The sequence below is a fragment of the Paenibacillus sp. GCM10027628 genome, from assembly GCF_042676385.1.
Classification (GTDB): Bacteria; Bacillota; Bacilli; order Paenibacillales; family NBRC-103111; genus Paenibacillus_E.
On the sequence record NZ_JBHTHA010000002.1, the window covers coordinates 42732 to 55856 of the forward strand.

General features: G+C 49.3%; 10 protein-coding genes. All 10 read right to left on the bottom strand.

Features of this window, described 5'->3' with window-relative positions; translation table 11 throughout:
- Window positions 1-27: 27 nt before the first annotated feature.
- The 10 genes from murD to ACFQZT_RS01490 all read right to left on the bottom strand — a co-directional run bounded on the left by murD (window position 28) and on the right by ACFQZT_RS01490 (window position 13020).
- Window positions 28-1422, bottom strand: a complete 1395-nt coding sequence (gene murD / locus ACFQZT_RS01445; protein ID WP_379295838.1) for a UDP-N-acetylmuramoyl-L-alanine--D-glutamate ligase — start codon at window positions 1420-1422, stop codon at window positions 28-30.
- Between the two features lie 3 nt (window positions 1423-1425).
- On the bottom strand, window positions 1426-2361 hold the full coding sequence (gene mraY / locus ACFQZT_RS01450; protein WP_379297886.1) for a phospho-N-acetylmuramoyl-pentapeptide-transferase: 936 nt from the start codon (window positions 2359-2361) through the stop codon (window positions 1426-1428).
- Between the two features lie 114 nt (window positions 2362-2475).
- On the bottom strand, window positions 2476-3876 hold the full coding sequence (locus ACFQZT_RS01455; RefSeq protein WP_379295840.1) for a UDP-N-acetylmuramoyl-tripeptide--D-alanyl-D-alanine ligase: 1401 nt from the start codon (window positions 3874-3876) through the stop codon (window positions 2476-2478).
- Window positions 3873-5360, bottom strand: a complete 1488-nt coding sequence (locus tag ACFQZT_RS01460; RefSeq protein ID WP_379297888.1) for a UDP-N-acetylmuramoyl-L-alanyl-D-glutamate--2,6-diaminopimelate ligase — start codon at window positions 5358-5360, stop codon at window positions 3873-3875. Before ACFQZT_RS01460 ends, ACFQZT_RS01455 begins: the two co-directional genes overlap by 4 nt.
- A 104-nt stretch (window positions 5361-5464) precedes the next feature.
- Window positions 5465-7396: a stage V sporulation protein D gene (locus ACFQZT_RS01465; protein WP_379295842.1), complete on the bottom strand. Its 1932-nt coding sequence runs from the start codon at window positions 7394-7396 to the stop codon at window positions 5465-5467.
- 86 nt (window positions 7397-7482) lie between these two features.
- The gene (locus ACFQZT_RS01470; RefSeq protein ID WP_379295844.1) at window positions 7483-9783 is read right to left on the bottom strand and encodes a penicillin-binding transpeptidase domain-containing protein; all 2301 of its coding nucleotides are present in this window, start codon (window positions 9781-9783) and stop codon (window positions 7483-7485) included.
- A gap of 15 nt (window positions 9784-9798) precedes the next feature.
- A complete protein-coding gene (gene ftsL / locus ACFQZT_RS01475; protein WP_379295846.1) occupies window positions 9799-10236 on the bottom strand; it encodes a cell division protein FtsL in 438 nt (145 codons plus the stop codon).
- A gap of 83 nt (window positions 10237-10319) precedes the next feature.
- Entirely contained in the window at window positions 10320-11270 is a 951-nt protein-coding gene (rsmH, locus tag ACFQZT_RS01480) for a 16S rRNA (cytosine(1402)-N(4))-methyltransferase RsmH (protein WP_379295848.1), read from the bottom strand.
- Between the two features lie 124 nt (window positions 11271-11394).
- Window positions 11395-11832, bottom strand: a complete 438-nt coding sequence (gene mraZ, locus ACFQZT_RS01485; protein WP_188172950.1) for a division/cell wall cluster transcriptional repressor MraZ — start codon at window positions 11830-11832, stop codon at window positions 11395-11397.
- 126 nt (window positions 11833-11958) lie between these two features.
- Entirely contained in the window at window positions 11959-13020 is a 1062-nt protein-coding gene (locus ACFQZT_RS01490; protein ID WP_379295851.1) for a DUF4349 domain-containing protein, read from the bottom strand.
- Window positions 13021-13125: the final 105 nt, after the last annotated feature.

Genomic DNA, 13125 nt, shown 5'->3' on the forward strand with positions numbered 1-13125 from the left:
TTATCCGCAAATGTGGATAGGCCCTACTTAGAGTGTATGCACGGACTCTTTGAACATGCGTCCTCTGTCTTCATAGGAAGGAAACATATCCCAACTCGCGCAAGCCGGCGAGAGGAGCACAATATCGCCGGGATCGCTCATGCGGTATGCAAGTTCCACCGCTTGAGATACCGCGTCCGCTGCATCCTTAGCAGTATCGACGGTTTCAACAAGGCTAATCCCTGCCAACTCGGCAATGCGGTTGATTTTTTCTTTCGTTTGTCCCAAGGTGACTACGCCTTTGATCCGCTCGCGGAAAATAGGCAGCAGTTCCATATAGTCAGAACCGCGATCCAGACCTCCGGCAATGAGTACAATATTTTGCTCGAACGCTTCAATGGACTTTATTGATGCTGCCGGATTCGTCGCCTTGGAATTGTTATAGAAACTGATCCCGTTTAGCTTTCTGACGAATTCCAGACGGTGCTCCACGCCTTGGAAGCTTCTAAGGACGTCAGCGATCGTTTGCAGCTTTACGCCTGCTGTAATGGCCGCCGCCGATGCTGCTAATGCATTTTCGATATTAAAGCTGCCTGGTATGCCCATTTCTTGCGCCGGAAGAATGGCATGAATACCGCCTTGCCCATCCGCATAAACGAGCGTATTTGTCGATCTGTCCAAGTAAACGCCGTGCGGCAACACCTCATTCATGGAAAAAGGCAATACTTTGGCGCGCAAACTCGGGATGACCGACCGGCATACCGCATCATCCCAATTCAAGATAGCAATGTCATCTTCCGTCTGATTCGCGAATAACTTGACCTTGGAAGCAATATAATCATCCATCGTGCCATGATAGTCAAGATGGGTTTCATAAAGATTCAGCAAGCACGCGATCCGTGGTCGAAACGCGGTCGTTCCTTTCAATTGGAAACTGCTCAGCTCAACGACCATCCAGTTTTCTTCCGTCACTTCAGGAGCGGCTTCAGTTAACGCCCGGCCAATATTTCCGGCTACAACCGGCTTCAGCCCTGCTGCATTCAACATAAGACCGATCAGCGTTGTCGTTGTCGTTTTACCGTTTGAACCGGTTATGCCAATAATCGGCGCCTCGCAAAATTGATAGGCAACCTCGACCTCAGTCACGACTTCGATGCCTAACTCCTCGGCTTTACGAATCGGTTCCACCTTGTATGGGATCCCCGGATTTTTCACGACGAGCGCTACACCTTCATGCACGATGGATTCCGGATGATAGCCGCATACAACAGAAATACCCAGAGCCTCCAGTTCGTCGGCTTCAGGGCATATGTTTCGTTCTTTTTTGTCATTGACCGTGACAACGGCCCCATTTTGATGAAAAAGCTTAGCCGCAGCGACTCCGCTGCGAGCCAAGCCCAAGATCACCACTTCAAGTCCACGATATTCACGCGGATGCTTCATTCTCTACAACACCTCATTCATGTATAATCCGAGCACGGCAAGTACGAGACCTGCAGCCCAGAACGTGATGACGACGCGCCATTCCGACCAGCCGACCAATTCAAAGTGGTGGTGAATCGGACTCATTTTGAACACGCGTTTACCTCTTGTCTTAAACGATACGACCTGGATCACCACCGAAAGGATCTCCACCAAAAACACACCGCCAACTATGGCCAGCAACAGTTCAGCTTTGGTCAAAATAGCTACGGCGACGAGTCCCCCTCCGATTCCAAGCGAGCCCGTGTCACCCATAAACACTTTGGCCGGGTGGGCATTAAAAACGAGAAAGCCAAGTACGGCTCCCACCATTGCCGCTGAAAAAATCGCCGCTTCCGGCTGCGTATTGTTCATCGCGATCACGGTGTACGCGCCAAAAGCAATCGCGCTCGTTCCGGCCAGCAGTCCATCCAAACCATCCGTGAAATTGACCGCATTCGATGCGCCCAGCATCAAAATCGCCATCAGCGGAAAATACAGCCAGCCCGGATTAAAATGGAATTCGACAAATGGAATGTATAAGTCCGTACTATGCCCTTCTTTAATGAGAAGGTAGCACACAATCGCTGAAATCAGAAGTTGCCCGAACAGCTTTTGTTTTGCGGTAAGTCCTAATGAACGTTTGAAGATGATTTTAATATAGTCATCCAGAAAACCTACGAGTCCGTAGCCCAGAGAAGCAATCAGCAGGATCAACAGATCGGTTGTTTTATCGGCAAAACGAAGTGTCGCCAGCGCCAACGCGAGCAAAATGATCGTTCCGCCCATTGTCGGCGTCCCCTGCTTCTTCAAATGTCCTTGCGGACCGTCGGTACGAATTTGCTGGCCGAATTTCATCCGCCGCAAAATCGGGATAAAGAGCGGTCCCATAATGAGGGCAAGTACAAAAGCCACGCCCATCGTTAATAATACTGCGTTTTCCACTGTGGTTCCTCCTGCTCGTTTTCCGGGTAGAAAACGATTTGCTATTCATAGTGTGAGTTGATGAGCTAAACAAGAAAGGCAATGCCTTGCTCACTCCGCGAGCAAGGCGTGCACGACATGCTCAAGCCGCATGCCGCGCGAGCCCTTCACGAGCACGAGATCATCGCCTCGTGCCAGATCAGCGAGCTCTGCGGTGAGCTCCTCCTTGTCGTAGTAGGCGCGAACTTGCGCCTGCGGGAACGACTTCGCCGCTTCCTCCGCGATGAGACGGCCGAGGCGGCCGAACGTGAAGACGTAGTCTACACGTTCAGGAGAGAGCATCGCGCCAATCTCGCGATGGAACTGCTCTTCTTGTAGCCCAAGCTCCAGCATGTCGCCGAGCACGACGAACTTCCGACCGAAGCCGCTCAGCTGCTCGGTTAGCGCTATGGCAGCCCGCATCGAAGCCGGGCTGGCGTTATACGCATCGTTCAGCACAGTCAGCCCGGAGGCTGCCGTCAGCTTCTCGATGCGCATGCTCGTCATTTGCAGCGTGCGCAGCCCCGCTGCAATATTTTGCGGCGATACGCCGAAGGCTTCGCCGATGGCAATGGCCGCAAGCGCGTTGATCACATTATGCGTGCCGAGCAAAGGAATATACAATTCCGGGTAACCCCGGGAATTGATGGTGAAGTAAGCCCCTTCCGCATCCATACGGATCGCTGTCGGGTGTATATCATTGATCGTGCCGTTGCCGAAGCGGATGCGGCTCAATTCAGCCGGCAGCCTTCGTTCCGAGAGCGCCTGCTCGATCAGAGGCTCGTCGCCGTTATAGACGAACAGCCCGCCGCTCGGCATGCCGCTCAGAATCTCCGCCTTGGCGCGAGCGATCTCTTCGCGCGATCCCAGCTGGAGCATATGCGCTTCGCCGATCATCGTGATGATCGCCGCTTCCGGCTCCGCGAGCTCGGATAAGAGCTCAATTTCGCCGCGTCCGCTCATCCCCATTTCGACGACTGCGTATTGTGTCGTCTCTTCGAGTTGCAGCAGAGTCAGGGGTAATCCGATATGATTGTTCAGGTTTCCCTTTGTTTTATGAACATGATACGTGCTGCCAAGAACAGCAGCAACCAGATCCTTCGTCGTTGTTTTGCCGTTGCTGCCGGTGATGCCGACGATCCGCACAGGCAGCTGCTTACGGTATGATCTGGCCAACTGCTGCAGCGCGACGAGTGTGTCCTTCACACGGATAATCGGCATGCCTTCCGGCGGGTTCGGACGATCGTCCTGCCATAGAGCAGCAGCTGCGCCTTTGCTGTAAGCTTCTGCGGCATAGGCATGGCCGTCGAAGTGTTCACCGATTAACGGCACGAATAAGCTCCCAGGCTGTATCGTCCGCGTATCGGTAGATACTCCCGTTATTTGCAGGTCAGCCGCTGCTGCCGATGTTGCCACCAGATCAGCCCCATCACCCAGCATGGCAGTCATTTGTTTAAGCGTTCGACTAATCATCGATTTCTTCCCCTTATCGCAGTCTTAGCCACCAAACGATCATCAAAATCATGCTTGACCCCCATGATATCCTGATACGTTTCGTGGCCTTTTCCCGCTATCAATACTACATCGCCCGGGCCTGCCTCTTCAATAGCCTTTTGAATCGCTTGCTTCCGATCGACGATAAGTCGGAACTTCTCGCTGGGAAATCCGGCCTCCTCTATGCCTGGAACGATGTCTTGCAAAATGGCATCAGGCTGCTCGGTACGCGGATTGTCGGAAGTCACGTATAAATAATCGCTATATTTCGCGGTTACTTTTCCCATGAGAGGGCGCTTCTTCCGGTCCCTGTCGCCCCCGCAGCCAAAGACCGTGTAAATTTTGCCTTCAGCAAAATCACGAATCGTGGATAATGCGTTTTCCAGACCATCAGGCGTATGGGCATAATCAACCAAGACCAGGAAGTCCTGACCCTCGTTAACAACCTCCATACGCCCATCAACGACCGCTACACTTTCTAGACTATTCCGAATCTGCTCCAGTGCAACGCCTTCGGCTAAAGTTGAGGCAATTGCCCCAAGCGTGTTATACACATTGAATTTACCGACCAATTTCATGCGAAACTGAGCTTCACCTGCAAAGGAAACGAGGCGAAACTCCGTACCTTGAGCCGTAATTCGAATATCCTTAGCCCTGACATCACACTCGTTGTCAATTCCATAGGTAATGACCTGAGCTGCGGTCAATTTTTCAAAAGCTTCAGAAGCAGGATCGTCTGCGTTCAAAATGGCATACTGACGCTTCTGAGGGTCTCCAGAGAAGCCATTGCCCAGTCTGGAAAACAGCAAACCCTTTGCCGACTGATAAGCATCCATCGTCTTATGATAATCCAGATGATCCTGGGACAAATTCGTAAATATGCCCGACCGGAAATGAATCCCCTTCACTCGGCCCAGCTCCAACGCATGACTGGACACTTCCATAACGCAGTAATCGGTTCCCGCTTCCTTCATTTGATTAAAGCTTCGCTGCAAATCAAGCGCTTCTTGCGTTGTTCGCTCCATATCCGTATACGTATCGCCGATTTTCATTTGAATCGTGCCCATTAATCCGGTGGTAAAACCTTGATCGCGCAAAATTTTCTCAATTAAATAAGTGGAAGTTGTTTTGCCATTCGTCCCTGTAATGCCGATAATTTTCATTTTTTCACTTGGATATCCGTAGAAATGCGCGGATAGTACCGCCATCGCATATCGTGCATCTTTCACAACAAGCTGCGGTACCGGCAAATCCAGCACACGTTCGACGACAAGGGCAGAAGCCCCCGATTCAACCGCTCTAGGGGCAAAATCGTGGCCGTCTACGGCCAGCCCGGGGATACACAAGAAAAGATCCCCTTGCTTTACTCTTCTGGAATCGGCCTCAATTCCTGTTATCTCCGTATCCGACTCACCCTGTATATGTGTAATGAGCAGAGCAGAAGCAAGCTCTTTCAGTTTCATGGGCAACCCTACCCTCTCCTTAAACTTGATCATATCTATTATGGACAATTTTATGCATACGGAAAAGTAAAACATGTCTTATCCGCAAATCTTTTTTCACATTTTTATTGAGGAGGCTCGCTGTTGGACAAAAAGATCCGGATCGTTGAGCCCTGGTCGACTCTCGTCCCTGCTTTTGGCGCCTGGCTGATGACATATTTGCCATTTCCGGATTTCGCCAATCTAAAATTCATATTCAGATCTTCTAATATATCATCTACCGAAGCTCCAACCAAGTTCGGCACTTCGACAACCGGCGTCTCCCCGTAACGGTAATCTTTATCCAGCTGCTGCTTATTCGGCTCTACTTTCATATAGCGCAGTGCGTCAGCCATAATATTCTTCACGAGCGGGGCTGCGATCAAACCTCCGAACTGGATGCCTTGCGGATCATCCACTGCTGCGTAAACGACAACCTTCGGATTGTCGGCAGGAGCAAACCCGATGAAGGAGACAATGTGCTCATCCGGCGAGTACCGACCGTTAATCACTTTCTGCGCAGTTCCCGTCTTGCCCCCGACGCGGTAACCGTCGATGAACGCATTGCGTCCCGTCCCTTTGGCTACGACGCTTTCCAGTGCTTCTCTAACCTGTTTGGATGTATTTTCGGAAATCACGTTGCGTACAAGTTCCGGTTCAACGACATCGACAATTTCACCGGACTCAGGGTTCATAAACGACTTCGCCACGTGAGGCTTAAAAAGCTTTCCGCCATTAATGGCCGCTGAAACAGCGGTAATTTGCTGAATCGGCGTGACGGATACGCCTTGCCCGAATGCTGTTGTCGCCAGCTCAACCGGCCCGACTTGCGAAGGCTTGAACATAATTCCGTTCTCTTCTCCGCCCAAGTCGATGCCCGTTTTCTTCCCAAAACCGAATTTTGTAATATAATCAAACAGCTTTTCCTTGCCAAGCCGTTGTCCCATGACCACGAAGCCGGGGTTGCAGGAATTTTCTACGACTTGCTGCATCGTCTCGCTGCCGTGTCCGCCCCGTTTCCAGCAGCGGAGTCTGGCGCCGCCAACTTCAATAAATCCTGGGTCAAAAAATTGTTCGTTCTTTAAATCTACCTTTTTCTCCTCTAATGCAGATGCCAATGTAATGATTTTGAACGTAGAACCCGGTTCATACGTTTTCCATATCGGCAAATTGCGGTTATACGTTTCCGCTGAATAGTTATTATAATTTCCAGGCTCATAAGTAGGCCTGCTGCCCATCGCCAATATTTCCCCGTTATTAGGGTCCATCATGATCGCCAGCACGTTTTGAGCCTGGGTCTGGACCATCGTCTGATCCAGTTCCCTTTCTAGCACGGACTGCAAATGACTGTCGATCGTAAGCTGCAAATTCAGCCCATCTTTCGGCTGCACATATTCGTCAGTTGTGCCTTTCAGCTGTCTCCCCGCCGCATCGGCCATGTAGGAAATGCTGCCCGGCACGCCGTTCAGGTACTTGTTATATTTGGCTTCCACGCCAGTCAAGCCTTCGTTATATGCATTCGTAAAACCGAGAACATGTGCAGCAAGCGTACCAAATGGGTAGAAGCGCTTATTATCCTCCGCCACGACAATGCCAGGAAGCTTTAAATTACGAATTTCCTGCGCCTTTTCTACCGTAATTTTGCGACCAGTCGGTTTGATATAGTTAATTCTGGATTTTCTAGTCATTTGTTTGAAAATCTCATCTTCATTTCCTTGCAGCACCTCAGCCAGCTTGGCCGCCGTCGCACGCGCATCCTGAAGCTGGACAGGAATAGCCATCACGGAAGGCGTGCTGACGTTATAAGTGAGCGCTACGCCATTTCGATCCTGAATCTCGCCTCGTTTAGGCGCAAAAGGTATATCCCGGCGCCAGCTATCTTCCGCTTTATCAGCCAAATCCTGACCTATCCACAATTGAACATAAGCAAGACGCAGGATGAGCGCAGTAAAGATGATAGTTCCAATAATAAGCGCAGTAAATAATCTGCGACGAACGGTAACGTTGGATGCACGCATGAACGTTCGCTCCCCCTTCCCAACCAGTCAAGATCTTTCATATCATGACTATTCGGGACAACCAGGGGTTAGAACAAGCTCTCCCCCTAAGGGGTCTTTTTGGCGGCTGTGCGCCCAGTACCATCTTTGGCGTTTGGTGTTGGCGACGAAGATGGAGATGGAGTCGGCGAGGATGCCGGCGTTGCCGCAGCCTTCTCGCTCAGCGGCTGCAGCTGTAAAGTAACGGTTCGACTCTCGCCATCACCCGCAACGCTTTGATCCGCAACATACCCTTCACCGGATGCCTGACAGTTTACTTTGAAAAAAGAACAAGCTTCCATGGCGTCTCGCAGCGACCTGCCCGTTAAATTCGGCAACGGCATTTCATCGACGGACTGTAACGCTACATAAGTTCGTTGCGTCGCCAAGATTTCAGTACCCGCTTTCGGAAACTGATCCACTACCTTGGATCCTTTTCCAAACACTTCCAGATTCAAGCCACTTTCCTTTGCTGTTTCCTTGGCAACGTCAGCCGTATTATCGGCAAAATTAGGCATGGTGAGCTTGCTTGGCTCCGTTGCAGCCACTTTCGGCTGCTTGCTTGAAGAAACCCCCATGTATTGCAAGGACTCGGTGACAATATCTTTGAATGCCGGGGCCAACACTTGACCACCCAGGTGATAGTTGCCGCCAAGATCAGGCTGATCTGCAATCAACGTTACTAAGATTCGCGGATTCTCAACAGGCGCATAGCCGATAAACGAGATCACCCATGTATCAGTTGAGTACGTTTTCTCACCAGGAAGAACGAGGTTGGCTGTTCCTGTTTTCCCCGCGACACGATATCCGTCAATATAAGCCAGCTTACCTGTACCGATTTCCTGATCGGATACGACTTGCTCCAAATAGCCGCTTACTTGATTGGCTGTTTGTTCACTTACCACTTGCCGCACCGTTTGCGGAGCGAATGTTTGAATCGTCTGGCCTGTTTTCGGGTCGACGATATCTTTGACAATATGCGGCCACATCAATTTACCACCGTTGGCCATCGCGGCATAGGCAGCCGTCTGCTGAATAGCCGTAACAACGACCTTTCCTTGCCCGTATGTAGCTGTCGCATATTCCGGATCATATTTGGGCTCGATCAGACCCGAAACTTCACCAGGCATATCGATATTCGTCTTCTGATCGAAGCCGAACTGCTTCATGTAGTAATCCAATTTTGACATGCCAAGCTTTTCATACCCTAACTTGACAAAAGCTACGTTACTGGATCGTTTGAGACCTTCCAGAAAAGAAATTTTGCCCCAGCCCACTCGATTATGGTCATGAAGCTCTCTATCTTTCACTTTAATCATACCGGATTGATAAAACTCATTCGGATTAAATAATCCTTCCTGGACCGCGCCCGCCAAGGTGACGATTTTGAATGTCGAGCCGGGTTCGTAGCGCGAAGCGATCGCGTTATTTTTAAAATTGTTCTGATCTTTGATCATCCAGTATTTATTCGGGTTAAAAGTGGGAACGTTCGCCATGCCCAGAATTTCCATCGTCTGCGGATCGACAGCAATCGCGGTCAAACTTTTGGGATGCCACTTTTCGTTCACTTTCGCCAATGCGCTTTCGATATAGAACTGAATATTCTTATCGATGGTGAGCCTCACATTTTTCCCATCCTCAGCAGGCTTGAAGTTGATTTTGGAGTCAGGAAGCTCGACGCCCTTGCCATCCGTCTCGTAATTCATCTTACCTGGAACGCCTTTCAGCACATCGTCGAGTTTGAGCTCCATGCCTAGCGACGGGACGCCCTCTTTGTTCGTGTAACCCAATATATGGGAAGCAAGTGTTTCACCCGGATAATATCGCCTTTTCTCTTCCACGATGTTGACACCTATGTCAACTTTATCTTTGACCTTAACTTTCGTACGCTCGGTTTTGATGAATTCGTTGACGGCGTCCGCTTTATCCTTCTCTATCTTCCAGCCTTCATTTCTTATATCCGTATATTGTGCAAAGTCCGAATCGTCCGCTTTCCTTTTTGTTGCACGATCACGAATTTTGTTAACTAATGCCGGCTTCGACTCATCCGAATCTTTCAAAATATCCGCCAAACCTTGAGCAATATCCTCTGAAAGATGATAGTCACGGTAGCCATCTATGATTTTGGGATTTAACGTTACCGTATATGAAGTAGCATCAACAGCCATTACTTTATCGTTTCTATCGAGAATCGTGCCGCGGACAGGCGCAATTACCTTATCGGTTTCCCAAACCTTCTCTGCTTTGTTTAGCAACCAAGAGGCTTCTACTACTTGAATCCAATAGACTTTAGAAATGAGAACAATAAAAAGAAGGGTAAATACCCCTCCGATTAACAACGAACGAACTTTAATTTTTTTTGTCATCATCGAACACCTGCCTGTTTATGGATTATAGGCTACTTTAGTGTTCTTGTCGACATTAGCAGCCGTTTTCCCTTTATTTGGAGGCGTTTGGCTCACTTGCTTCTCATCCTGCGGCTTCAATCCGAGACGCTTGGCTTCCTGACCCAGTCGTTCCGGACTTTGCAATTTCTCCACTTCTTGCTTGAGAGCGCTATTCTCCGCTTGAATAACACGGATTTTGTTTTGTATATCCAGAATCTCTTTGTTCATCTGGTAGATCGCCGCATATCGCCAAATAATGACGCCTGCAACAATAACGCAGAGTACTACAGTGAACAAATAAAGCATTTTTTCTTGAACCGGTAATGATTTATTTCGATAGACAACTTTCGTTGTTTCCTTGATCTTCACTTTAGGTAATTGTTTATGAGTCTGCTTCTGGTCGAGAGCCAAACTTCCTTGGATATAAGCGGGCATTATTCATTCCTCCTTAGAGTTTTCTGTAAGGAAAACGTTCTTCGCTTGCGTTCGCTTAGAGCTACTTCTGCATCCGTCAGTGTTCAGAGCTTTTCTGCAATTCGCAGCTTAGCCGACCTTGCCCTTTGATTAACTTCCAGTTCATGCTCACTTGGGATAATCGGCTTACGAGTGACTAATTTCAGCGTCCCTTCGCGTTTACATACACATATCGGAAAATCGGACGGACATGTACACTTTTCGACGTTGTTCACCATAATTTGCTTGCAAATGCGATCTTCCAGCGAGTGGAACGTGATGACTGCCACCCTTCCCTCCGGAGCCAGGCAGCGGATCGACTGTTCCAGTGCCTCCTCGAAAGCGCCCAACTCGTCATTCACTGCGATTCGTAAAGCCTGGAAACTGCGCTTCGCCGGATGTCCGCCAGTTCTTCTTGCAGCTGCCGGAATGCCTTCTTTAATAAGCTCGACAAGCTCACCAGTCGTTTCGATCGTCTTTTTGCTTCTCGCTTCAGCAATGACTGCTGCAATGCGACGCGAGAACTTTTCTTCGCCATATTCATACAAAATTCGCGCGATTCGGTCAGGCGGCCACTCATTGACGATCGTTTTGGCGGTTAATTCCGTCGTACGATCCATCCTCATGTCGAGCTCTGCGTCATGATTATAGCTGAATCCGCGGTCCGCTTCATCCAGCTGCGGAGAAGATACGCCTAGGTCGAACAAAATACCGTCGACCTGCGGCTTGCCACCTCGAAGCGCTCTTGGCTCATTGCGCAGTACATGTTCCAAATCGCGAAAATTGCTTTTAATAATTTTCACACGATCCAGGTAGGGCGCAAGCACCGTTTGCGCATTCGCCAGTGCCACATCATCCTGATCCAGCGCGATAAGCAGTCCCTCCGGTCCAAGCTTGGAAGCAATCAGCGAGCTATGACCCGCCCCTCCCATGGTGCAATCGACGTAAACGCCATTGGGTTTTATATGTAAACCTTCAACAGATTCTTCCTTCAGTACTGTCACATGATGAAACACTTTGTGTCCTCCTAAATAAGGTGAGACTTTGATCTCCGATCAAAGATCCCTATAACTCCCTACAAAGTGGCATGTTGCTTTAAAGCTTAATCACATTACTTTGCGGGGGCCCCTAAATATGTTGCTACAGATCAAAATTAAAGTCAACGAGCTTTTCTGCGATTTCATTAAACGATTGTTCTGATTCATTGGAATAGCTTTCCCATATTTGTTTGCTCCAAATCTCAACACGGTTGGAAACGCCGATGACAACACAATCTTTTTCAAGCTTGGCATGATCAACCAGATTTCCCGGAATGTTCGCTCTTCCTTGCTTATCGAGATCGCATTCCGTTGCGCCTGAGAAAAAAAACCGGGTGAAAGCACGTGCATCAGACTTCATCAGCGGCAGCGCTTTGAGCTTCTGCTCAAGTATCGTCCATTCCGATCTCGGATAAACGAATAAGCATTGATCCAAACCGCGAGTGATCACAAACGAGTCGCCAAGGGCTTCACGAAATTTGGCCGGAATAATCATTCGGCCCTTTTCGTCAATGCTATGCTGGTATTCCCCCATGAACATAGCATGGCGCCCCCCTTCCCTCCACTTTGTACCACTTTCCACCACTTTTTAATGATTATTCGCCAAAAATGCAGCAAATCCTGCTACGGAAGCAGGATTTGCTAAAATTTATTTTCAATTATAGGTTTATTGTCCGTCTTTTGGCCCTTGATTCGCATCTTCATTAGAAAGCGAAGAAGCATTTTGCGCTTTTAGCTGACTTCTCATCTCTACGAGCTGCTTGTTTCTTTTCCGTCTAAACACCCAGATCGGCACGCCGATGATCGCGGCAATGACGAGGACCGGAAGCGCTGCAGCCAAGAATACAAGGATCCACTGCAGCACGGTCGCAAGCACATTTAAGCTGGAATTCCAAGCTCTTTGGATGCGATCCTGCAGCGTAAGCTTATTCGGATCGGATAAAAGCGGCTTGTTGCCTGTTTGCTGATACATTCTCAGTTCGATGGTCGAATAGGATACGTTCTGATCCAAATACCTCATGCGGCCTTTTATTTGCTCAATTTCACCCTGCACCTTAGACAATTCATTTGAAAAAGCGAGCAAATCGTCTGTTTTCGATGCTTTTTCCATAAAGCTCAGCAAACGTGTCTCCACCATTTGCTTGGCCTTCAACCGGGACTCCAGGTCCACATATTCCTCGGTTACATCCTGTCCTTGGACGTTTCGCTGTAAGGAAGGGCTTATTTTCTCTAACCCATCGAGCAAAGAGACAAAGCCGCCTGATGCTACTTTGATCGTATAGGTGCCGCCTCTTTCACCGGTGTTTGCATTCTCGGAAAATTGCAAAATATAAGCTCCGCTCATCGTTATCAGATCACGAAGCTGCGTCTGGGCTTTGTTGTAGTCTTCGACCGGCATCACCATGTTTGCCCGGTAAATCAGCTTGCGGTTAAACCCGGCAGCGTCATCGCTTCCAATTGGAGGGATTACCGTACCAAGTACCGTCTTCCCGGATGCCGGGGCCGCCGCTGCCGGTTGATTAGCAGATCCTTCAGTTGGGGCTGCACCGATAACACTTTTTTGATCAGCGGCGGCCGATTTTTCAGTTTGCATGCTACCGCTTGGCTGACTCCCCATTTTAGCTTCGCCGGCTGTTGAGGCCAGAGAGTCTGATTTGGATGCGCTGCACCCTACAAGTGCCCATGTAAGCACTAAACCAAGGGCTAGCATGAGGGAAATTGAACGCAATCTGAATCTACTTCTCTTACTCCCAATGCTTTTGTCATAAAGCCTTTGTTGACCCCACTGTGTGTCCGCCTCATCAGATCGGTGAACCTGCATTTCAATCTTGAA

Excerpts from the sequence above, each read along its gene's own strand:
- mraY (WP_379297886.1), bottom strand. The coding sequence starts at position 2,361 with ATGGGCGTGGCTTTTGTACTTGCCCTCATTATGGGACCGCTCTTTATC.
- ftsL (WP_379295846.1), bottom strand. The coding sequence starts at position 10,236 with ATGCCCGCTTATATCCAAGGAAGTTTGGCTCTCGACCAGAAGCAGACT.
- ACFQZT_RS01460 (WP_379297888.1), bottom strand. The coding sequence starts at position 5,360 with ATGAAACTGAAAGAGCTTGCTTCTGCTCTGCTCATTACACATATACAG.
- mraZ (WP_188172950.1), bottom strand. The coding sequence starts at position 11,832 with ATGTTCATGGGGGAATACCAGCATAGCATTGACGAAAAGGGCCGAATG.
- murD (WP_379295838.1), bottom strand. The coding sequence starts at position 1,422 with ATGAAGCATCCGCGTGAATATCGTGGACTTGAAGTGGTGATCTTGGGC.
- ACFQZT_RS01465 (WP_379295842.1), bottom strand. The coding sequence starts at position 7,396 with ATGCGTGCATCCAACGTTACCGTTCGTCGCAGATTATTTACTGCGCTT.
- ACFQZT_RS01455 (WP_379295840.1), bottom strand. The coding sequence starts at position 3,876 with ATGATTAGTCGAACGCTTAAACAAATGACTGCCATGCTGGGTGATGGG.
- ACFQZT_RS01470 (WP_379295844.1), bottom strand. The coding sequence starts at position 9,783 with ATGATGACAAAAAAAATTAAAGTTCGTTCGTTGTTAATCGGAGGGGTA.